Source organism: Citrobacter sp. W9 (genome assembly GCF_026719375.1).
In the GTDB taxonomy this organism is placed as follows: Bacteria; Pseudomonadota; Gammaproteobacteria; order Enterobacterales; family Enterobacteriaceae; genus Citrobacter; species Citrobacter werkmanii.
The window spans coordinates 1-20,497 of record NZ_JAPPTE010000001.1 but is presented as its reverse complement, the minus strand read 5'-3'; the positions used below and the strand labels follow the sequence as shown (position 1 = coordinate 20,497).

Genomic DNA, 20,497 nt, shown 5'->3' with positions numbered 1-20,497 from the left:
ATCATTCCATTTTTTGATTAAAAGGACGTCGTGCATCCTGTAACCAGGAGAGACGGCGATCGTTCGGGTAGATCAGGTAAAAGCGCGTCGCCAGACGGTGCGCCTGGGTCAGGTCGCGCTGCTGTAACGCCAGCAAGATTTGCGTGAAGGAGATATTCGGGTCCGGGTGAACACGCACATAGTCAGGCGCCCAGCGGCGAACCAACTCCAGCCAGCGAGCATCCCGGGTACGTTGATACCGTTGCAGGTATCCCATCTGGAGATCAAACCGGTAGCGTGTGGCAAGCAACCAGCCGCCCACCGGGAGCGATTCGGCAAGTTGCCACTGTGTTGACTGCCGTTCCGCCAGCGTCAGTTGCTGTTGCGTCTGTAGCGTGAGAAGCAACAAGGGAGTGGCTATCAAAAACGAGATAAATGCCAGCCCACGAATCAACGACGTCGCCGGGCGCGTCAGACTTGTCCCTTTTAGCGCGCCATCTGCGCAACGAAGCAGCAGGATCAGCAATAACCAGTGTGGCGTTGACTGCCTGACCGGGTATTCCGTCAACATATGGATAACCACCGGCAACGCCGCCACCAGGCAGGCACGACGCCAGCGATTTCCGTGCAGCCAGAGCCATAACCCACCCGCAATAAAACACAGCGCGCCCGCCAGCCCAACCAGACCGCCCTCCACCAACCACAGCACCAGTTCATTATGTGGATGCGAGATGCTGCTCAGCCCCAATGGCCCCGCTCGTTCGAGAAAAACAGCAGCGAAACTGCCCACGCCCCATCCCATCCACGGCCGTTCAGCAAATAATGCCAGTGACGTTTTCAGCACCGTCCAGCGCACATGAGAAGTCGTTAAATGATCTACCGTGGCAACGGACAAAAAATGGCGAGCGGCCGCGCCTGCCGCCATACCTAACGCCAGTGGCAACAGAAGTAGCAACAACGTGCGGCGTTGTGCAGGGAACACCGCCAGCAGCAACACTTCGCCGACCGCCAGAGACAAAAAGCCGGTTTGCGACTGGGATTCATGCAGCACAAATCCCATCATCACCAGAGCAATCCCGATAACAATTCGGTATCTGCCGCCCAGGCGTAAAAAGAGCAGCGCTGACAGCAACACGCCGCACGCCGTGAAACTGGCCAGCAGATTGACCTGCTGAAAAATACCGTAGGGCCGCGTGCCACGCCGCCAGGCAAACTCCCAGTAATCAACGCCCGGCCAATGCCAGTACTGATAGACAAACGCCACGCATTCGATGACGCATGCCCCCCATAACAGGGCCAGCAAGGCCGTGCGAACGTTTACCGTAAGTGGAATTTGCAATGTCACCAGATAGACAAGCACCCCACCCAATAGCGCCCCCATCACCAGCAACGCCTCGGACCGCCAGACGCCCGGCGTCAGCAGACAAAGCAGCGTCAGGATGAGCGCACCCAACGTAAATCCCATGGCAGGTACAGTGATGCGCCAGCGTCGGCGAGGCAGTAGCATCGTTACGCTTGCAGCCAATAGCGCAGCGTAGATCCAACTGGTAATATTAAGCGGCAACGACAGACCGCTGCCGCCGTTATTCAACCAGTAGAGGTGCATGATCCCGCACCAGAAAAACAGACTGACAATCAGCAATAATTTCTGGCCAGGCAGCGGCGCAATACGATTCAGTGCGTTCATCATGCTACTGGTAATTCAACGTCCAGGTCCCGCTGGCGCTGAACGGACCGTATTCAAGGGACTGGTTTTTTATCGCCGACGGCTCTGCCGCGACCCACGCCAAAAAATTCAGCGTCATCGACCCTTCAGTAATCTCTTTAACTGATGTACTTTCATCAAGCCGGATTGCCGTGCCATCGTCTTCGCTCATCCCAATCCCGATCCCCGACGCCCCGCCCTGCTCGCTGCTATCCAGCGCCAGATGATCGGTAAGCTCCGCATCTTCCTTGCCGCTGAAGGTGACCGAGATCCCACGGAAGACCTCCGGGTTGCAGTCGCGTAGCTGGATGCTGAATTTTTCCGGTTTACTGCGCCCCGAGAGATAGAGATCCTGCGTCGCGATTTGCCCGAAATCGACCTCGATTTTGTCGCCGCCGGGCGCCAGGCTGCAGGCCAGCGCTCTGATGGTGCCGTGAAAATACATATCGCCGCCGACCAGTTTGGTGTCAGCCTGAACCGTTGCGCCAAACAGCAGCGTACTCACCGCGATTAACGTTCTGAAAGTCATGGTATTACCCTACTGAAACTGCGCGACAACGGTGGCAGAGGCTTCAAACTCGCCTTCCTTAACGCTCCCCACGCCCGGCTTTGCCACCGGTGCGGCAGTGAGATTCCAGTCGCCCTGATTCTGGTAAAAACCCTTCACGTTGTAGAACTGATTGGGCACTACGGTGCCGCCGCTCTCGTCTTTAATCATAATGCCGAGATCATCGCGTTTCTGTCCGCCACTCAACGTACCGAGAAGATGATCGTTAAACCCAGCCGTACCTGACGCCGTGGTGGTTTGTACACCTAAATTGATGTTCAGCGCGCCCTGATCGAAGCTGCCGCCTTCACAGACCACATGTATCGGGATCGACTTGCTGTAATTGGTGCCGTTGAGCTTTGCAGCGGATCCGGGCAGATCGCCAAACTCAATGCTGATTTTGTCTCCCCGATTGAAGGTGCATTTATCCGGCACCGTAATGAGCCCGGATTTAATGACCACGCGTGAAATCGCCGTGGTTGGCGTAGGTCCCGCACCGCCCATGCGCCCGGCAACCTCCACCAGCGACTGAGAAGTGATATTGATGCCATTGATAATGGGTTTAGTGACAACAAACGTCACTTTCCCTTTTGAACCACTTTCAACATTCGTGGCGCGCGTGTAGCCCTTACGCTTTTTACAGCTGTTGTTACTGTTGCGATTTGAAACGTTGGTAAACGGTGCCTGGACGTATTTGTTATAACGTCCGGCAACCCACACCTGAACTTCCACATCCAGATACTCGTTTAACCGAAAACGGTTCGCCCCCTGATTTGAAGGCGGCATGGTGGTCGTGGTGGTGTAATAAATTGGCTCCCGAGAGATATCGGCCTGTTCGCAATAAAAATTCACCACATACCAACTGCCCAGATTCCAGGTAAAAGGTTCCGTTCTGCCGCCTACATGGTTTTTGCTGACATCCAGCGAGCTCAGTTCAATATCGTACTGATGCGGCGACCCGCCCTCCGGCTCACCTTCCCCCTGTGTGAATGCCTGCCCGGCCAGCGGACAGCCAGCCAGGGCGACCCACAGCAGCGCTTTGTGCAATACGCTCATAGATACTCCAGCTTAAGTCTGACCAGACCGTTAAATTCGCCAGCGGTCACCTCCGGGCTAAAAGATTCCAGCGCGGCAAGAAAGTGAATCGCGTTATCGCCCGGTTTGAGGATCCACATGCGTTGCGGTTGATTCAGGTGAATCAACTGGTTGCGTTCGGTCAGTAGCCGAATGCCCGCACCACGCACATCGCCGCGAATACGCCCCAGATCGCTGTTTTCCGGCGCACCCTCGGCCATCAGCGTCATCGACACGCCACGTTCCACCGTGCTATGCGCCAGCTCCGGCATTTCGCTGGTCTGTCCGGGAAAATCCCTTAAGGTATGGCCAGAGCCTTTTAAGCAGCCATTCAGGTTCAGCGTCACTAATACCGGATCGCTGCGATCGCCGCTCTGGCGAAAGCGGCTGGCGGAAATATCACCCAGATCGATGGTCTGATCGCGTGAAGCCATATCCAGCACGCACGGCGAAACGAATACCCGACCGTGAAAGCGGACGTTGCCATACTCGCCGGAAACGTTGCTCATATCCTGGCGGCCGCTAGTGGCCTGAACCGGGCAGGCCATACCAGCCATCAGCAGAGCGCAAAGCATCTTTTTCATTTACGAGTCCTTTACCGGGGCTGTTGCTCCATCGGCAATGCTTTACACACATTGCCTGTGCAGCTGAATTTCAATTCAGGGTGACCGCCAAAATCGTTCACATACATCATGCTGAACTGGCTGACGCTGCCGTCGGTAACGCTGAAATCAAGCGAGGATTTTGGTGAAACCATAACCCCGGGGAAGTCAGTCAGCCTGCCGCCGCCCTGCGCTTCCGGCTTACGGCTTAAACCGATCAAGGTGACGAAGTATGGCGTTGGGTTATCCACGGTCCAACGTAGACCCTGCTTGTGAAAGACCAGTTGGTTTTGCCATACCGCGCCCGGCGTTTCCGGCACGATGGCGGTCGGCCGGTAGAACAATTTGATGCGCGACTGCATCGCCAGTTGCAGCACGTTCGGCTTATCAGGCTTAGGTGGAATCTCACGCACATTCAGATAGAACAGGCTTTCTCGATCCTGAGGCAGCGTATTAATCCCACTGGTTTTCGTCACGCGGGCAATGCCTTTTTGCCCACCGTTAATTCGCTGCAGCGGCGGTAAGACCATCAGCGGCGAGGTAACTTTTGTTCCGTTGGCATCTTCCACCCACGACTGGGCCAAAAATGGAATGCTCGGGCTGGTATTGGTTAAGTTCGCACTGACAGAGCGCGCATCACCGGTGATGATCATCCGGGTACGGTCGAGCGCAATACCCGCCCAGGAAGCGTTGATCTCTGCAATAAAAAGCAGGCCACAAGCCACGGGTTTGAGCCAACGCTGCACGGAGTAAAAAGCTTGATTTTTCATGACAAAATTCATTCTGGTTATTGAAATTATTCACAAGGCAACAGCACGTTACCTTCCGGGTTGAGTTGTTGTGGCACCTGTAAGTGACACTGCGCTCGACCGCCCCAGGCCACGGAAAGACGCTCGGCTGGATTCACACCGGCAATCCAGGCCATGCCGTTTTCCATCACCATGGCGACGCTGACGCCGTTGGCGTTAAACACTTCGGCGCCAAACGGCGGGACCGAACCCTCCTTCAGGCGCAGCAGCGCCATCATTTTTTGCCCCTGCGCCACGGCAAAGCGCTGGTAGCCAATCGCCCCTTCCGTCAGGGTGTTGGTGACAATGGCTTTGGTCGCGGAAATATCCTCGTCCATTGCGTCCACATCGATACGGGTATCAAAGCTGTGATAGCTGACGACATCCGGTACCACGGCAATACCGAAGCGGTTTGAGTGCGCCTGTTCGCCGTTCAGCGGTACATTCGCCACACCGTCGGTATCCACCATCACTCTGGCGGTATTCATTGACGCCTGGCTGTTGTGCAACGCCGCACCGTGACGCGTCGCGGTAAAACCGCCGCGCATCGTGCCGCCTACGGAGAAATAACGTGATTGCTGCCAACTGACGTTAGATTCCAGCTCCGCCATCATGCTGCGGTGCTTGTAATAGCCATCAAATGCCGTGTGCCCTTCACCGGAAACCCCTGCGCGCAAACGCCATGGATTGTTACGGTCGCGGTTATCGGAATACGAAACCATCTGGCTGGTCTGGTTGCCGCTGTTCTGCAATTCATAATCCATGGATCGGCCATCGCTCCAGGGAATCGAAATTGAAAGCGAAAGACTGTCGTCCCGTTTGCCCTGATACTCAGAGCGGTAAGCCGCAAGGTTGGCGCTAATCCCCTGGATGCCCGCCAACGAAAAGCTGTGTCCCATCGACAAGCCGTAACGATCCTGCGAACGACGATCCCAGTAGTTCTGGTGGGTGTAGGTCAGATACAGCGTGGTGGCTAACTGCGGATCGTCGGCAAAAAAGGTTTTGTTACCGGTGATGGTGTACATCTCTTTTTCGTTGCCGGCGCTGTTGTTAATGGCATACTGTTCGTCGAGGAACTGCGAAAAAGTGCGGAAGTTACGCTGTGAAAAGCGGTACCCGGCAAAGGTGATGGCGCTGTTGTATTCATCGAAGGTTTTGGCATAGCTGAGCTTAAAGGACATGCCTTTTTGTTCAGCCTGATGCTTCACCCGACTCACGGATTGCGTCGCATCTGCCGATAACGCTCCCAACCAGCTCAAATCCCGGCCGATCCCCATCGACCAGGCGTTATAACGATCGCCAGTGAGCAGCGCGCCGCCGTACAGCGACCACGCATTGCTGACCCCCCATGAGAAATCGCCGGTATAAAACGCAGGGCCCTGAATGTCATGGTTGTAAAGCGATGGCTTACCGACCGCGGCGTTGTAGCGAACGTAGCCTGGGCGCGTCAGGTAGGGAATATCGGCGGTATTAACCTGAAAGGTTTGTACGCTGCCATCCTGCTCCTCAACGCGTACATCCAATGTGCCGCGTACCGAGCCGTGCAGATCCTGAATATTAAACGGCCCCGCAGGAACGGTGGTTTGATAGATAACACGTCCCTGCTGACTGACGGTGACCTTCGCGTTACTCCGCGCGATGCCATGAACTTCAGGCGCGTAACCCTGCAAATTCGGTGGCAACATACGCTCATCGCTGGCGAGGTTAACCCCGGTGAAACGTACCGAATCAAAAACCTGAGAATTCAGATAGATTTCGCCAAGCGTCAGTTTTGCCGCCTGCATCGGTAATGGGCGATAAGCATAGATCTGATCCCAGTCGATACGCCCACGATTATCATCGGAAGCGTAATTGGCCTGATACTGCCCGCGAAAGCGCCACGCGCCGAGGTTAAAGCCTGTTTGCCCGTAGCCAGAAAGAGAGCGGTAATGATCGCCCCCCTGCTCGTAATGTGTGGCCTGACCCGAGATGCTGTAGTCAAAAATCAGCCCCGCGACGCCATTATCCCAGCGCTCCGGCGGCGTCCAGTCGGGATCGGTATATTTCATCCATGCCTGCGGCACGGTAATGTCCAGTACGCCTGCGCTATTATTCAACGCTACGCCCGGCAGACGGGAAATGTCATAGCAGGTCGCGCTAATCGGATGAATATAGGTCAGCGCCTCTTCTTTGAGCGCCAGTAATTCGAGTTGTTGCTGCGTCAGACACGCCATGGATTTATGCGGGTTGGCAGGATCGACAATATAGCGGATCGACTGCTGAGGAATTTCCTGGCTGTTAATTCGAACATCCAGCAGATATTCTCCGGGAGTCACAAAGTTGCCTTCGGAAAAACGCTGCAAATCGACATTCTGCCGGTCACTGGCGTCCAGTACGTCAGTATTAAATTCAATGGCCTCATCCGCTTCAGCCCATGCAGAGGCACAAACCAGAGTAATAAATAGCGCTAGGCGTTTTTTATCTGTTTTCAGCGTGATCATTTTCGTTCGCAAACCTTCAGATACCCGAATTGCAGTGCAGCTCAGAGATAATTCACAACAAAATGCGTGACCGCAGTAAATTCGCCGGATGTCATTCTTCCGTCACGGGAGATCAAATAAGCCGTAAAGTTGAGTGTGTTCTTCCCTGGGTTAAGCACATAATCTGGTGATGGTTCGCCCAGACGAATTTGCTGTCCTTTGCTGTCGTATATTTCTATTGCTAAATGTTCAGTTTCCGACTGCACGCTCAGATAATCAGGATTGTCCCTGTCAGGCGCACCAGAAAAGGTAATATTGGCGCGTTGAAACACATTCCCGGAATGTTGAGAATCCCCTAATGAACATCCCAGCAAATGAATACTGAAATCATGCGCGGACACTTTTTCTGGTCTTCCGGAAATATCTCTGGCAGAGAGATCATCGAATTCAACCAGTAGCGACCGGTCGCGCGGATCAACATAACAGGCTGCCTCAATAATATTTCCTCGCATGCGCATTTTGCCGGGCGTACTGTTTAGACGATTGGCGCCAGCCATAACCCATGCAGGCGAGATAAAGACAAAAAGCAGTAAAATTCGCCATCCAGGCATAACCGTATTTCCTTTCAGTTATTCGCAGGAAGGGTTAAGCAGGCGCATTAATGCGCCCGCTGCGGGTAATTACTGATAGTCGATCTGGAAATTAACGGTAGATTCGAAATCACCCGGCGTTACCGCTGCAGAAGCGTTGTTTGCCTGCAGATAAGCAACGAAATCAATGTCGGTTTCGCCGTCAGTGATGTTGACCTGAGAGGCAGCTTTACCCCATTCCACGTCTTGGTTGCCGCTGTCAACCATACCAATACCCGCGCCCTTTGCAGTACCAGAGGTGAATGCGGCCAGGGCGTTGTTGTCGGTATCAATCGTTGCCGGGGTATAGGTCACAGTGGCCGTTTTCGCAACGGTGGTGTCGCAGCCCTGAAGAACGATTTTGGCATGCTTAACGCCAGCGCGTTGGTTGTCTTTTAACTAAGAGGTTGGGATCTCACCAAAATTAACCTGCACCGGGCTGGATTCAGGTGCCAGACCGCATGCGGAATTAACCAGAGAACCGGTGAATTGAATTTTACCGTTAGTCGGCTCGACATTTTTTGCAGCGAAAGCAGAAGAGGCAGTCAAAGTCATTCCCGCCATCAGCGCGCAGGCCACAGCCACGTTTTTCATTTTCATATTACTACTTAACCTTATATCCGTTTTTAGTTATTCCGACGATCTATTTCCGCAGACACTTAACGTCAGGGAAATGCTGATCTGCAGGTGGCGGTAGCGCATATCCCTGCAAACAATCCATCTCAACCCGCCCCTTATTTTGAACATCACTGGCATTCCATACGAAATACCGTCCACAGCTGTTCAGGCTGTTTCGGGGCTTATATTAAGTCGGCAGAAAAATGACACAATGCAAAAATACGGTATTAATCAAACTCAGGGAATCGTGTTGTATCACCGCCTGCATAACGATCGTTTACCTAAAAAACCGCCAAAATTCAGACGCATACCAGTGTTAATATCTATTATTTTGCGTTTTTATAGAGTTTTTATCTATCAACTATTTTTTTATTTAGTCCGGATACCAGGCAAAATGTATTTATGAAAGTTTTGTAAAAATGAAAGTGGATATCAAAAGCGAGTAATGACAATAAGATAGTGACAGAGAGAAAGGAGAATGAGACATCTTATAAGAAATATTAAAATATTGTTATATAAATATTAATGAAGCGATCTATGGCGCAACCATTTTTTATAAATGAATTATGTTATGCTATTGCTTCCCCCACTCGAATGCGAGATATCCTGCTTTAAAGGAGACATCAGTGATTTCTCATATACCAATAAACAAAATTAAATCCGTAATTATTGGTGATGGCTTAGTTTTCAGACCAAATAAAAATACCCTAAAAGACCTGACATCGGGTGAAATGGCGACATTGAATAATGTGGCAACGCAATTACTGCTCTATTTGTTGCAAAATGGTAAAGAGATTTCCTCGCGCGATGAAATTCTGCTGAATGTTTTCCAGCATAATGGCGCCCGGGCGACGGATGCCAATCTCAACCAGCACATTTCATTTCTGCGCAAAGCAATAACGTCAACGGGTCACCCTGCCGAACTCATCGTCACCATTCCGCGAATGGGATTTCGGATGGGCGACGTCAATATCAATATTCAGCAACTGGAAGAGGCGCAAACTCCAGCGCGAATTGCCCATGTTGCAAAGAAGCTCAACAAAAAGAACCGAAACCGATGGCCAGTCGCGATAACAACGTTAATCACCGGTATCGCAGTGCTGGCTACAGCGTGGCTAACATGGATACCCAATGAAATCGCCATGACGGACGCAGCTATTCTGCGGACAATCGACTACGAGCAATGCCGGGTACATATATTAGGGAATGCTCTTACCGATACCATAACTGAAAAGAAAGCGCTGGATATATTCAAGTCAGTGGGGATTAACCCAAACTGTTCGCATCCAAAAGATCTCTATCTTAATACGTGGGCGAGCAACCATAACCTGGTTGAGTGGTCGTTTGCCGCTGAATGCGGACTAAACCTCGGCTATTACCATTGCGTCAGCCAGTATCGTCATTATGAGGAATGATATGAAGCAGGAAAGCGATCACTCTCCTTTACTGTGGTCAGTGGTAATTGCCATTTTTGGGCTGGCGGCCATTGCTTTTTTCATTATCGTCGGGAATGCGAAGAAACAAGAAATCAGCTTTTCATGCTCATCGGAATTTACGTCGATACTCGACATCCAAAATAGCAAAAAGGAACTCAACGGAATTATGCTGATCACGAGCTACAATTCCGGACACCTTTCATTGTCAGTACAGGGGAAATTCAAAAGTGATGATGGTGAGTTCACTGTTAGCCGAAAACTGTTCTTTCGCTACGCCCGTCCGCTCGGCCATACCGCAGGCGTTTTCATGCTCACTCCCGATGGACGTGAAAAATCCCCCGATGATGACGCAACGGATGCTGTCGATTACCTCTTCTTCGACGCTTACGAACGTGCCGACAAGCTGTATATGCTGAAGCGCCTGAATGAGGAAACGGTTCTTATTGGCGATAACTTTTCACCCCGCTTCGCCTGCGTGATGAATCACTTCGCGGGTTAATCGCCTCTACGATATGCGTCGGGTTAAGGATGACCTGATGTGTTTCCCGCCCGGCAGCGCGGAGGTTGCAATGCAGTGTAATGATGGGATTGTTATTTGGGGTGGGCTAAAACGACGAAAGCCTGAATCATTTCTGATTCAGGCTTTCTGAATAGTGGCGGAATGGACGGGACTCGAACCCGCGACCCCCTGCGTGACAGGCAGGTATTCTAACCAACTGAACTACCACTCCGCGTTGTGTTCCGCTCGGGAACGAAGCGAATATTACGGATTGCCTCGCTCCTCGTCAACGCTTTTTCTCACGTTTTTAATCGTTTGCTGCAAAAATCACCCGAATGGTCATTTCTGCACTGTAATTGGGTCATTTACGCCCGCCAGAGACAACTTCCCCCCTTCTTCTGCACCAGGTCAAGGCGCGATTCATGGGCCGCTAACTCCTCATCAGTGGCGAAAACAACGCGTAGTTTACTGGACTGCCGAACAATGCGCTGGATCCCCGTGTCATTTTGCTGCTGGCTGTCACCTTCCATCGAGAACGACATCGTGGTCTGCCCACCGGTCATCATCAGATAAACGTCGGCCAGAATCTGGGCATCGAGCAATGCGCCGTGCAGGGTTCGTTTACTGTTGTCTATTTCATAGCGCGAGCATAACGCATCAAGGCTGTTTCGCTTGCCAGGAAACATTTTCCTTGCCAGCGCCAGGCTATCGGTTATTTTGCAAAATTCGTTGGTTTTCGGAATATCACGATTGAGCTTAGAAAACTCGTAATCCATAAAGCCGATATCAAACGATGCGTTATGGATGACCAGCTCCGCGCCGCGAATGTAGTCGAGAAACTCATCGGCCACCTCGGCAAACGTAGGCTTATCGAGCAGGAATTCGTCTGCGATGCCGTGTACGCCAAACGCTTCCGGATCCACCAGCCGATCCGGCTTCAGGTAAACGTGGAAGTTATTACCGGTCAGGCGGCGGTTCACCACTTCGACCGCACCGATCTCAATGATCTTGTGGCCTTCGTAGTGGGCGCCAATCTGGTTCATACCGGTGGTTTCGGTATCAAGGACTACCTGTCGTGTAATTCCAGTGCTCATAACGGTCATTTATGTCAGACTTATCGTTTGATTTCGATTTGCTAAAACAGGAAGTCTACCAGAGATGCTTAAACAGGTAGAAATTTTCACCGATGGTTCTTGCCTGGGAAATCCAGGGCCAGGTGGTTACGGGGCAATTTTACGCTATCGCGGGCGCGAAAAAACCTTTAGTGAAGGGTACAACCTCACAACCAATAATCGCATGGAGTTGATGGCGGCAATCGTTGCGCTGGAAGCCCTGAAAGAACAGTGTGAAGTGATACTCAGCACCGACAGCCAGTATGTGCGCCAGGGCATTACACAATGGATCCACAACTGGAAGAAGCGCGGCTGGAAAACGGCAGATAAAAAACCGGTAAAGAACGTCGATCTGTGGAAACGTCTGGATGCCGCGCTGGGTCCGCATCAAATCAAATGGGAATGGGTTAAAGGCCATGCGGGCCATCCGGAAAACGAACGCTGTGATGAGCTTGCGCGCGCCGCGGCAATGAGTCCCACTCAGGATGATATCGGGTATCAGGCCGAGTCTTAAGCGTCCGGCTTGCGGTATTGCCGGGTAGCGCCAACGGCCTGGCGGATAGGCGTTTTGCTTTTATTTTGTTTCATTGGGTTGAGCGTAAGCGGGATGGTTCGCTTACGCGCGACCACCAGTTGCAAACATCCCAGGGCAGGAATATGGGCGCTTAACATTTTCCCGCCTTTCTTGTTCCAGGGCAGAACATGAAAGCGGCTGTAGTGCAGCACTTCAAAATTTAGCAAAGAGAGCCAGTCCAGTTGACGCATGAGGGTAAACATCCGGCTGTTGTAAGGCGGGGTCTTGCGCAATACCGGCACCAATTTACGCAGTCCCATCAGGCTTACCGGATTAAACCCGCTCAGAATCAACCAGCCGTCATCAATTAGCACACGATCGGCTTCGCGCAGTAACCGATGCGGATCGTCGCACCACGGTAACGTATGGGCCAACAAACAGACATCCACCGACTTGTCGGCAAAGGGCAGATGTAAAGGATCGGCCGTTACCTGCATGGGAGAACCCAGCAAAGAAACATTTACCTGATGAGAAACCGCGCACGCTTCAGAATCGATTTCTGCGCTTAAATTACCAATTTTAAGCAGATGAAAACCGTACATTTTTGCGAACCACGGGTTAAGCTGATGCTCCAGCGCCTCACGATAGTATTCGCCCCAAGGTAAATCATCCCAGCTCACGGGCGCCACGACAGTTTGAGGGATCCTTGCCGGTTTCATCATAACCTTCCGTTTCGCATTGAGAGGTAAGATATGAATCTTAACAGTATTCCTGCATTTCAGGACAATTACATCTGGGTCCTGTCAAATAATGACCAACATTGTCTGATTGTTGACCCGGGAGAAGCCGCCCCAGTTCTGCAAGCCATTGCAGAACATAACTGGGTGCCAGAGGCCATTCTGCTGACCCACCATCATCAGGATCACGTTGGCGGCGTGAAAGAACTCCTGCAACACTTCCCACAAATAGTGGTATACGGACCGGCTGAAACGCAAGATAAGGGAACGACGCACATAGTCGAAGATGGCGATATTGCTCTCGTATTGGGGCATGAATTTAAGGTAATTGCTACGCCGGGTCACACTTTAGGACATATCTGTTACTTTAGTCACCCTTACCTGTTTTGTGGCGACACGCTCTTTTCTGGTGGCTGCGGTCGGCTTTTCGAAGGTACTGCAACACAGATGTATCAATCACTTAAAAAGATCAGCGCACTTCCCGATGATACTTTGATTTGTTGCGCGCATGAGTACACATTAGCAAATATGAAGTTTGCTTTAAGCATCCTCCCGCACGATTCGTTCATAAATGAATATTATCGTAAAGTTAATGAGTTACGCGTAAAAAAACAAATGACACTACCCGTAATTCTGAAAAATGAGCGGCGAAATAATATTTTTTTGCGAACTGAAGATATTGATTTAATTAATGAAATAAACAAAGAAACAATATTGCAACAACCTGAAGAGCGTTTTGCCTGGTTAAGGTCAAAGAAAGATACGTTCTGACAATTCCGGGTTGCCTTTTGAAAACTTCGCCGTTATGATCGGTCGTCTTTTAAGCAACTATTGACACACACATGAAGGCAAAAGCGATATTACTCGCCTCTGTCCTGCTTGTTGGGTGCCAGAATACTGGTAACGTCCAACAGCACGCACAGAGCCTTTCTGCAGCTGGTCAAGGGGAAGCAGGAAAGTTTACAAGTCAGGCGCGATGGATGGACGATGGAACATCTATCGCTGCTGATCAAGATTTGTGGGCTTTCATTGGTGACGAGCTAAAGATGGGAATTCCGGAAAACAGCCGGATTCGCGAACAGAAACAGAAGTATTTACGCAATAAGAGCTATCTCCACGATGTAACTTTACGGGCAGAGCCGTATATGTACTGGATAGCCGGGCAGGTTAAGAAACGTAACATGCCAATGGAACTGGTATTACTACCCATAGTGGAGAGCGCTTTTGATCCTCACGCAACGTCTGGCGCCAATGCCGCAGGTATTTGGCAGATCATTCCGAGCACGGGGCGCAATTATGGTTTAAAGCAGACCCGCAATTATGATGCACGTCGCGACATTGTGGCTTCCACCACTGCCGCGCTCGACATGATGCAGCGTCTGAACAAGATGTTTGATGGCGACTGGCTGCTGACCATTGCTGCTTATAATAGCGGTGAAGGTCGCGTGATGAAGGCGATCAAAACGAACAAAGCGCGTGGTAAATCCACCGACTTCTGGTCGTTACCGTTGCCTCAGGAAACGAAGCTGTATGTGCCCAAAATGCTGGCTTTGAGCGATATTCTCAAAAACAGCAAGCGCTATGGCGTGCGTCTGCCTACAACAGACGAAAGCCGCGCATTGGCACGTGTTCGCTTGAATAGCCCGGTTGAGATGGCTCAGGTTGCCGATATGGCGGGTATATCCGTCAGCAAGCTGAAGACCTTCAATGCAGGCGTGAAAGGCTCCACGTTGGGTGCCAGCGGTCCGCAATATGTGATGGTGCCAAAGAAGCATGCAGAAAAGCTGCGTGAGTCTCTGGCTTCAGGCGAAATTGCAGCCGTGCAGTCAACGCTGCTCGCGGATAACACGCCGCTGAACAGCCGTAGCTACAAAGTTCGCTCTGGCGATACGCTTTCTGGCGTTGCTTCACGTCTTGGCGTGAGCACAAAAGACCTGAAACAGTGGAACAATCTGCGTGGTTCTTCCCTGAAAGTAGGCCAAAGCCTGACGGTAGGCGCTGGAACCAGCGCGCAGCGCCTGGCTAATAACAGCGATAGCATCACCTATCGTGTGCGTAAGGGCGACTCGCTGTCGAGCATTGCCAAACGTCACGGGGTTAACATCAAAGATGTGATGCGCTGGAATAGCGACACGGATAACCTGCAGCCTGGCGATCAGCTAACGTTGTTTGTGAAAAACAACGGTATGCCGGACTCCTGATAACATTGTAGAAATGAAGGCACTGGTTTCCCCCCAGTGCCTTTTTTATTTATCCTGCTTTATGCGCCTCTACCATTATCGTGTCGCTAGTAAACGACCCCTCTTCCTGTAATGCAAAGTAGGCCTTCACGTCAGCAGATGCACTCTGTTGGTATAAACGAATCGCTTCGGTCAACGCCGCAGGCGTACGCATCCGCGCAACCCACGAACTGAACTCCAGCGGCAAGCGGTCAGTTAACAAGGTGTCAGCAATGAGATTCGCGTCATTGATTAAAGACAGCCACTCCCCGCTGGAATAATTGCGTACGTGCGAGGTATCACGCAACGCTTCCACGGTTTGTAACCAGATATCACGTACAGGGTGACCCGGCGACATCACATCCATCACGATCAGTACGCCGCCGGGTTTCAGGACGCGGTTCACCTCCCGCAGCGCGCGCCCGACATCATGCCAGTGATGCGCGGAATAGCGGCTAATCACCACATCAAACGCGTTATCTTCAAATGGCAGGCTTTCGGCATAACCCTGACGCGTGGAGAGGTTTTCCAGCCCCCTGTCTTTTGCCACCTCCGCCACCACTTCAAGCATTTGTGAAGATAAATCATAAGCTACGACCTGCCTGACGTGTTGCGCAGCCACAAAACTGGCATGCCCTGCTCCGCATCCCATATCCAGTAACCGGGCTTGCGGAAATGCTGACAATCTTGCGGACAGGCGTTGCAAATCGCGGCCAGAGGCATGTACCGCACTGGTCAAATAGGCATTAGCCTGAGAGCCAAACTGTTTTTCGACGTTGTCATGATGGGAGCGTGTTGTCATTGTGTTGTCCTTCGGTTGTTGTTTAATAAGAAGGGCAGCACCACTACAGGTCTGCCCTACGGCAGACCTGACACACCGTTATTGTTCAGGTTTGCCGGGACTGAATTCAACGAGTAGCGGATTGTGATCGGATGCGCGGGTGACCAGCACAGAGGCTTCACTCACGTTCAAACCACGATAGAACACAAAATCGAGAGGGCGACCAAACGCGCGTCGGCGTTGATCGTCGGTAAAGCGCACCTGGCGCAGCGACATTTCGCGCGCAAAGCGGTACAGCGCATTCATCCGTCGACGGCTCCAGGCATTAAAATCACCCGCCATGATCACCGGACCGCTGTGATGGGCAATCTGATCGCCAATAGGAAGTAACTGCTTACTATAGACATCAACGCCGAGGCTGAAATTTACCGCGTGGATATTCACCACCATCAATAAACGCGTATCAGGCAACGGGTAAACCGTCACCAATGCCGATTTCGCCAGCCGTAAAATAGGCTCACGCTCGCGCAATGGACAGCAGTAAACAGGATGGGCGGCAGAAAGTGTCATGACGCCAGAGGGGTGCTGAGGCAGCACAAAGGCGGGTACCTGGTCGGCAGCGAGATAGTTAGCGGTCGCAAACTGCACCAGTTCAGGCGTGGTTTGCGCTTCCTGCAATAACACCAGATGCGCATCTTTGCCAAAATTTTTCAGCACCGACTGCCATTCTGCACGCTGCTGCTTAAAAATATTCCATACCAGCACGCGAATGCGATCTTCACTGCTTAACGGAGCGCCTGCGGGTAATGCCTGGCCAATATGCGCAAACGACCCTGGCGGTAAAATCCGCTCAACGGGCTGTCCGGCAACATAACGCATGGCATAGGTGTTTTTTCGCACTTTAGACTTTCAAACCTCTGTAACGTCAACCAGTCCGCAGCCGGACTGGTTCTTCTGTTATAGGGATTTTAGCACTCACTTTCAACGAACAATTGCAGTTTGTTTTGTAAGTGGGCGCTTACATCAATGATTTACCCCAGAGCAATGCGTACAGGTTTATCAAGGCGACCGCTGACGCCCATCAGTAAGAAAGCCACCAGAACAATGAGGGCACCAATCCACGGCGTCTGCGCCAAACCGTAATGCTCCACCGTTTGCCCGCCAATCACTGAACCCAATGCAATACCAATGTTAAACGCTGCAATGTTGAGTCCCGATGCCACATCTACCGCATTAGGCGTGAATTGTTCGGCTTTCTGAACAACGTAGACCTGCAAACCCGGTACGTTGCCAAAGGCAAAGATCCCCATCACCAGAATAGTGGCCAGTGCGGCGTACTGAGTGGATGCGGTCACCTGGAAGACCATCAGCAAAACAAACAGTGCGGCGAAAATAAATTTTAGCGCAGGAACGGCACCATGCTTATCTGCCAGTTTGCCGCCCCAGATATTGCCGATAGCCACAGATACGCCATAGCCCAGCAAGATCCAGCTTACTGCTGCCGGGGAAAATCCTGCCAGATCCTGCATCATCGGCGCCAGGAAGGTGAATGCCGTGAATACACCGCCATAGCCCAGCGCCGTAACGGCGTAAATCAGCAACAGACGAGGATGGGTCAGCACTTTCACCTGGTCACGAATGCTGGCGGCCGCCCGACCGGGAATGTTGGCCGGGATCAGCAGTTGGCTACTAATCAGCGCAATCACGCCTAACATTGATACCGCAAGAAAAGTTTCGCGCCAGCCAAAATGCTGACCGATGAATGTCCCCAGCGGCACGCCCGTAACCAGCGCCACCGTTAAGCCGCCAAACATAATGGCGATCGCGGAAGCCGCTTTCTCTTTCGGCACCAGACTTGTCGCGATGGTAGAGCCAATTGAGAAGAACACACCGTGCGCCAGCCCCGTCAGCAGACGGGCGACGATTAATGTCATATAGCCCGGTGCCTGCCATGCCAGCAAATTCCCGGCCGTAAACAAGACCATCAGCGCGACCAGTAACTGTTTACGCGGTAAGCGTCCGGTCAGAGCAGTCAGCACCGGCGCGCCAATAGCCACGCCCAGCGCATAGATTGAAACCAACATTCCGGCGGAAGGTAACGAGATCGCCAGTTGTTGAGCAATGGTCGGCACCAGGCCGACAATCACAAACTCAGTCGTGCCAATAGCGAAGGCACTTATCGTCAGTGCAAATAAAGCGAGAGGCATAAATAACTCCATAACATCAGTAATCAGATGACACGCAGTATGCCTGGATGTTTTAATGACAAAAATATTCAAAATATCAATTTAATTTTGCTTCAGGTGCAAAAATGAAAGCAACCTCCGAAGAACTTGCAATTTTTGTCGCTGTCGTGGAAAGCGGCAGCTTCAGCCGGGCGGCAGAGCAGCTTGGACAGGCCAATTCCGCTGTCAGCCGGGCAGTTAAAAAGCTGGAGATGAAGCTCGGCGTCAGTCTGCTTAATCGTACGACCCGACAGCTGAGCCTGACTGAAGAAGGTGAGCGATACTTCAGGCGCGTGCAGCAGATACTGCAAGAAATGGCTGCAGCAGAAACGGAAATCATGGAATCACGTAATACCCCACGCGGCTTACTGCGTATCGATGCGGCAACGCCGGTAATGCTGCATTTCCTGATGCCGCTGATTAAACCGTTCCGTGAGCGGTATCCCGAGATGACGTTGTCTCTTGTCTCCTCAGAAACGTTCATCAATCTTATTGAACGAAAAGTGGATGTTGCGATACGCGCAGGCACGTTGACTGATTCAAGTCTGCGCGCACGTCCGTTATTTACCAGCTACCGCAAGATTATCGCTTCACCTGACTATATTGCCCGTTTTGGCAAGCCAGAGAGTGTTGAAGAGTTAAAACGGCACCTGTGTCTGGGGTTTTCTGAACCCATCTCGCTCAATACCTGGCTAATAGCCTGTAGCGATGGGCAGCTCCATGAGGTCGAATGTGGGATTTCTTCCAACAGCGGGGAAACATTAAAACAGCTTTGCCTGAACGGTAACGGCATTGCATGTCTTTCAGATTATATGATTGACAAAGAGATCGAACAGGGAGAACTGGTGGAACTGCTGGCCGATAAGCGTCTGCCGGTAGAAATGCCTTTCAGCGCCGTTTACTACAGCGATCGTGCCGTCAGTACACGTATCCGGGCATTTATCGACTTCTTAAGTGAACATATAAAAACAGCTCCCGAAGGAGCTGTGAAAGAGGGTTAAAGGGTACAAAGGGTCAGGCAATTAATCCCACTCAGGGGCCAGACCTTCCGGGCTAACCAGGCGATCGTTGCAATCCAGTGCCGCGATCGCTGCTCTATCTTCGGCATCCAGATGCAGTTCCAGTGCCAGTAGGTTACTTGCCAGGTTTTCACGCTTGGTGGAAGAAGGGATTACTGAGTAACCTTCTCCCATTGCCCATGCCAGGATAACTTGTGCCGGAGTGGCATTGTGTTTTGCGGCGATGCGCGCAATCACTTCATCTTTCAGCGCCTTACCGTAAGCCAGCGTCATGTAAGAGGTGATGTGGATACCGTGCGCTTTCGCCCAGTCAACCACCTGACGGCTCTGCAGATACGGAGACAGTTCAATCTGGTTAGTGGCGATGTTCTCCACGCCCACTGTAGCAATGGCTTTTTCCATCAGCGGAATGGTGAAGTTTGAAATGCCAATTTCGCGAGTCAGCCCTTGTTCTTTAGCTTCAAGCAATGCCTGCATAAATTCTTCGACAGAGACGGCGTCACCCGGAGATGGCCAGTGGATTAGCGTCAGATCGACATAATCCGTACGAAGTTTTTTCAGGCTCTCTTTCAGGCTTGGGATCAGCTTGTCTTTGCTAAGGTTTTCAATCCAGATCTTGGTGGTGATGTACAACTCGCTACGTGGTACGCCGCTCTCAGCAATCGCCTGGCCAACAGCCGCTTCATTATCATAGATTTGCGCAGTGTCGACAGCACGGTAGCCCAGCTCTAGCGCCGTTTTAACAGAAGCGATAACCACGTCGTCTTTCAGGCGAAAAGTACCTAAACCGAATGCAGGGATAGTCATGAAATTCCTCTTTTTAATCACAATGTTCGTTTACGGAGAGGATTATGAACTTCAGCGCTTTATAGAAAAAGAATGAAAAATGCAGAGGATTTTTGCGAATTTAGCAATAATTAAATCGCAGGCAAAGAAAAAGCCCTGAGCGTTAGCTCAGGGCTCTTAATAAGTGGCGGAACGGACGGGACTCGAACCCGCGACCCCCTGCGTGACAGGCAGGTATTCTAACCAACTGAACTACCGCTCCACCGAATTTCTTTGTCACCACCCGGATTTTCATCCCGGTTTACTGCAATTTGATGCCTGGCAGTTCCCTACTCTCGCATGGGGAGACCCCACACTACCATCGGCGCTACGGCGTTTCACTTCTGAGTTCGGCATGGGGTCAGGTGGGACCACCGCGCTACAGCCGCCAGGCAAATTCTGTTTATTAACCCGCTTTTCGCCGGTTAATGTTATCTGTAATCAAGCTGAAACTGATGTCTGTCTTTCGCCAAAACATCTTCGGCGTTGTAAGGTTAAGCCTCACGGTTCATTAGTATCGGTTAGCTCAATGTATCGCTACACTTACACACCCGACCTATCAACGTCGTCGTCTTCAACGTTCCTTCAGGAGACTCAAAGTCTCAGGGAGAACTCATCTCGGGGCAAGTTTCGTGCTTAGATGCTTTCAGCACTTATCTCTTCCGCATTTAGCTACCGGGCAGTGCCATTGGCATGACAACCCGAACACCAGTGATGCGTCCACTCCGG

The 20,497-nt window shown here is 51.6% G+C and carries 18 protein-coding genes, 2 tRNA genes, 2 rRNA genes and 2 pseudogenes; 6 read left to right on the top strand and 18 right to left on the bottom strand.

Annotated features, from left to right (window positions below; genetic code table 11):
- Position 1: 1 nt before the first annotated feature.
- From OOJ59_RS00120 to OOJ59_RS00085, 8 genes and pseudogenes are all read right to left on the bottom strand, one after another.
- A complete protein-coding gene (locus tag OOJ59_RS00120) occupies positions 2-1,669 on the bottom strand; it encodes an O-antigen ligase family protein (RefSeq protein WP_160955668.1) in 1,668 nt (555 codons plus the stop codon).
- 1 nt (position 1,670) lies between these two features.
- Positions 1,671-2,213 (bottom strand): fimbrial protein, encoded by a 543-nt coding sequence (locus tag OOJ59_RS00115; protein ID WP_160955667.1) that lies wholly within the window; start codon positions 2,211-2,213, stop codon positions 1,671-1,673.
- Between the two features lie 9 nt (positions 2,214-2,222).
- Positions 2,223-3,287: a fimbrial protein gene (locus OOJ59_RS00110; protein WP_160955666.1), complete on the bottom strand. Its 1,065-nt coding sequence runs from the start codon at positions 3,285-3,287 to the stop codon at positions 2,223-2,225.
- The gene (locus OOJ59_RS00105; RefSeq protein WP_160955665.1) at positions 3,284-3,889 is read right to left on the bottom strand and encodes a fimbrial protein; all 606 of its coding nucleotides are present in this window, start codon (positions 3,887-3,889) and stop codon (positions 3,284-3,286) included. The genes OOJ59_RS00110 and OOJ59_RS00105 overlap by 4 nt, the downstream gene beginning before the upstream one ends.
- Before the next feature lie 11 nt (positions 3,890-3,900).
- On the bottom strand, positions 3,901-4,677 hold the full coding sequence (locus OOJ59_RS00100) for a fimbrial biogenesis chaperone (protein WP_087856503.1): 777 nt from the start codon (positions 4,675-4,677) through the stop codon (positions 3,901-3,903).
- A gap of 26 nt (positions 4,678-4,703) precedes the next feature.
- Positions 4,704-7,175 carry a fimbria/pilus outer membrane usher protein gene (locus OOJ59_RS00095; protein ID WP_160955663.1) on the bottom strand — a complete coding sequence of 824 codons (2,472 nt, stop codon included), beginning with the start codon at positions 7,173-7,175 and terminating at the stop codon, positions 4,704-4,706.
- A gap of 41 nt (positions 7,176-7,216) precedes the next feature.
- Entirely contained in the window at positions 7,217-7,765 is a 549-nt protein-coding gene (locus OOJ59_RS00090) for a fimbrial protein (protein ID WP_087856505.1), read from the bottom strand.
- Positions 7,766-7,834: 69 nt separating this feature from the next.
- Positions 7,835-8,383, bottom strand: a pseudogene (locus tag OOJ59_RS00085) (fimbrial protein).
- Positions 8,384-9,132: 749 nt separating this feature from the next.
- Here OOJ59_RS00085 and OOJ59_RS00080 point away from each other — a divergent pair.
- Positions 9,133-9,816 carry a winged helix-turn-helix domain-containing protein gene (locus OOJ59_RS00080; RefSeq protein ID WP_226809209.1) on the top strand — a complete coding sequence of 228 codons (684 nt, stop codon included), beginning with the start codon at positions 9,133-9,135 and terminating at the stop codon, positions 9,814-9,816.
- 1 nt (position 9,817) lies between these two features.
- Entirely contained in the window at positions 9,818-10,336 is a 519-nt protein-coding gene (locus OOJ59_RS00075; protein WP_038637494.1) for a hypothetical protein, read from the top strand.
- Between the two features lie 155 nt (positions 10,337-10,491).
- On the opposite strand, the gene OOJ59_RS00070 is transcribed toward OOJ59_RS00075, so the two are convergent.
- Together OOJ59_RS00070 and dnaQ are read right to left on the bottom strand one after the other, a co-directional pair.
- Positions 10,492-10,568, bottom strand: a tRNA-Asp gene (locus OOJ59_RS00070).
- 133 nt (positions 10,569-10,701) lie between these two features.
- Entirely contained in the window at positions 10,702-11,430 is a 729-nt protein-coding gene (dnaQ, locus tag OOJ59_RS00065; protein WP_160956329.1) for a DNA polymerase III subunit epsilon, read from the bottom strand.
- On the opposite strand from dnaQ, the pseudogene rnhA reads away from it, so the two are divergent.
- Positions 11,384-11,962: pseudogene (gene rnhA / locus OOJ59_RS00060) on the top strand (ribonuclease HI). The gene dnaQ and the pseudogene rnhA overlap by 47 nt on opposite strands.
- Here rnhA and OOJ59_RS00055 read toward each other — a convergent pair.
- A complete protein-coding gene (locus OOJ59_RS00055; RefSeq protein WP_038637488.1) occupies positions 11,959-12,681 on the bottom strand; it encodes a class I SAM-dependent methyltransferase in 723 nt (240 codons plus the stop codon). The pseudogene rnhA and the gene OOJ59_RS00055 sit on opposite strands and share 4 nt — an antisense overlap.
- 33 nt (positions 12,682-12,714) lie before the next feature.
- Here OOJ59_RS00055 and gloB point away from each other — a divergent pair, with 33 nt between their 5' ends.
- Together gloB and mltD are read left to right on the top strand one after the other, a co-directional pair.
- Positions 12,715-13,470 (top strand): hydroxyacylglutathione hydrolase, encoded by a 756-nt coding sequence (gene gloB, locus OOJ59_RS00050; RefSeq protein WP_069323837.1) that lies wholly within the window; start codon positions 12,715-12,717, stop codon positions 13,468-13,470.
- 71 nt (positions 13,471-13,541) lie between these two features.
- Positions 13,542-14,900: a murein transglycosylase D gene (gene mltD / locus OOJ59_RS00045; protein ID WP_042310500.1), complete on the top strand. Its 1,359-nt coding sequence runs from the start codon at positions 13,542-13,544 to the stop codon at positions 14,898-14,900.
- A 49-nt stretch (positions 14,901-14,949) separates the two neighbouring features.
- Here the strand turns inward: mltD and OOJ59_RS00040 are convergent, their stop codons facing one another.
- The 3 genes from OOJ59_RS00040 to OOJ59_RS00030 all read right to left on the bottom strand — a co-directional run bounded on the left by OOJ59_RS00040 (position 14,950) and on the right by OOJ59_RS00030 (position 17,906).
- Positions 14,950-15,720, bottom strand: a complete 771-nt coding sequence (locus tag OOJ59_RS00040) for a class I SAM-dependent methyltransferase (RefSeq protein ID WP_160956330.1) — start codon at positions 15,718-15,720, stop codon at positions 14,950-14,952.
- A gap of 78 nt (positions 15,721-15,798) precedes the next feature.
- Positions 15,799-16,599, bottom strand: a complete 801-nt coding sequence (locus OOJ59_RS00035; RefSeq protein ID WP_038637479.1) for an endonuclease/exonuclease/phosphatase family protein — start codon at positions 16,597-16,599, stop codon at positions 15,799-15,801.
- Between the two features lie 131 nt (positions 16,600-16,730).
- Positions 16,731-17,906 (bottom strand): MFS transporter, encoded by a 1,176-nt coding sequence (locus OOJ59_RS00030; RefSeq protein WP_038637474.1) that lies wholly within the window; start codon positions 17,904-17,906, stop codon positions 16,731-16,733.
- A 104-nt stretch (positions 17,907-18,010) separates the two neighbouring features.
- On the opposite strand from OOJ59_RS00030, the gene yafC reads away from it, so the two are divergent.
- The gene (gene yafC, locus OOJ59_RS00025) at positions 18,011-18,925 is read left to right on the top strand and encodes a DNA-binding transcriptional regulator YafC (RefSeq protein ID WP_268063309.1); all 915 of its coding nucleotides are present in this window, start codon (positions 18,011-18,013) and stop codon (positions 18,923-18,925) included.
- A gap of 21 nt (positions 18,926-18,946) precedes the next feature.
- Here yafC and dkgB read toward each other — a convergent pair whose 3' ends face one another.
- The 4 genes from dkgB to OOJ59_RS00005 form a co-directional block, all read right to left on the bottom strand.
- A complete protein-coding gene (gene dkgB / locus OOJ59_RS00020) occupies positions 18,947-19,750 on the bottom strand; it encodes a 2,5-didehydrogluconate reductase DkgB (RefSeq protein WP_061383115.1) in 804 nt (267 codons plus the stop codon).
- A 164-nt stretch (positions 19,751-19,914) separates the two neighbouring features.
- Positions 19,915-19,991, bottom strand: a tRNA-Asp gene (locus OOJ59_RS00015).
- 54 nt (positions 19,992-20,045) lie between these two features.
- Positions 20,046-20,161: ribosomal RNA gene (rrf, locus tag OOJ59_RS00010) — 5S ribosomal RNA — on the bottom strand.
- 97 nt (positions 20,162-20,258) lie between these two features.
- A 23S ribosomal RNA gene (locus OOJ59_RS00005) occupies positions 20,259-20,497 on the bottom strand; the annotation flags it as partial.

Bases quoted from the DNA above. Each gene is read 5' to 3' on its own strand.
- yafC (WP_268063309.1), top strand. From the start codon at position 18,011: ATGAAAGCAACCTCCGAAGAACTTGCAATTTTTGTCGCTGTCGTGGAA.
- OOJ59_RS00080 (WP_226809209.1), top strand. From the start codon at position 9,133: ATGGCGACATTGAATAATGTGGCAACGCAATTACTGCTCTATTTGTTG.
- dnaQ (WP_160956329.1), bottom strand. From the start codon at position 11,430: ATGAGCACTGGAATTACACGACAGGTAGTCCTTGATACCGAAACCACC.
- OOJ59_RS00090 (WP_087856505.1), bottom strand. From the start codon at position 7,765: ATGCCTGGATGGCGAATTTTACTGCTTTTTGTCTTTATCTCGCCTGCA.
- OOJ59_RS00095 (WP_160955663.1), bottom strand. From the start codon at position 7,175: ATGATCACGCTGAAAACAGATAAAAAACGCCTAGCGCTATTTATTACT.
- OOJ59_RS00040 (WP_160956330.1), bottom strand. From the start codon at position 15,720: ATGACAACACGCTCCCATCATGACAACGTCGAAAAACAGTTTGGCTCT.
- dkgB (WP_061383115.1), bottom strand. From the start codon at position 19,750: ATGACTATCCCTGCATTCGGTTTAGGTACTTTTCGCCTGAAAGACGAC.
- OOJ59_RS00075 (WP_038637494.1), top strand. From the start codon at position 9,818: ATGAAGCAGGAAAGCGATCACTCTCCTTTACTGTGGTCAGTGGTAATT.
- OOJ59_RS00055 (WP_038637488.1), bottom strand. From the start codon at position 12,681: ATGAAACCGGCAAGGATCCCTCAAACTGTCGTGGCGCCCGTGAGCTGG.
- OOJ59_RS00100 (WP_087856503.1), bottom strand. From the start codon at position 4,677: ATGAAAAATCAAGCTTTTTACTCCGTGCAGCGTTGGCTCAAACCCGTG.
- OOJ59_RS00110 (WP_160955666.1), bottom strand. From the start codon at position 3,287: ATGAGCGTATTGCACAAAGCGCTGCTGTGGGTCGCCCTGGCTGGCTGT.
- mltD (WP_042310500.1), top strand. From the start codon at position 13,542: ATGAAGGCAAAAGCGATATTACTCGCCTCTGTCCTGCTTGTTGGGTGC.
- OOJ59_RS00120 (WP_160955668.1), bottom strand. From the start codon at position 1,669: ATGATGAACGCACTGAATCGTATTGCGCCGCTGCCTGGCCAGAAATTA.
- OOJ59_RS00105 (WP_160955665.1), bottom strand. From the start codon at position 3,889: ATGAAAAAGATGCTTTGCGCTCTGCTGATGGCTGGTATGGCCTGCCCG.
- OOJ59_RS00115 (WP_160955667.1), bottom strand. From the start codon at position 2,213: ATGACTTTCAGAACGTTAATCGCGGTGAGTACGCTGCTGTTTGGCGCA.
- gloB (WP_069323837.1), top strand. From the start codon at position 12,715: ATGAATCTTAACAGTATTCCTGCATTTCAGGACAATTACATCTGGGTC.
- OOJ59_RS00030 (WP_038637474.1), bottom strand. From the start codon at position 17,906: ATGCCTCTCGCTTTATTTGCACTGACGATAAGTGCCTTCGCTATTGGC.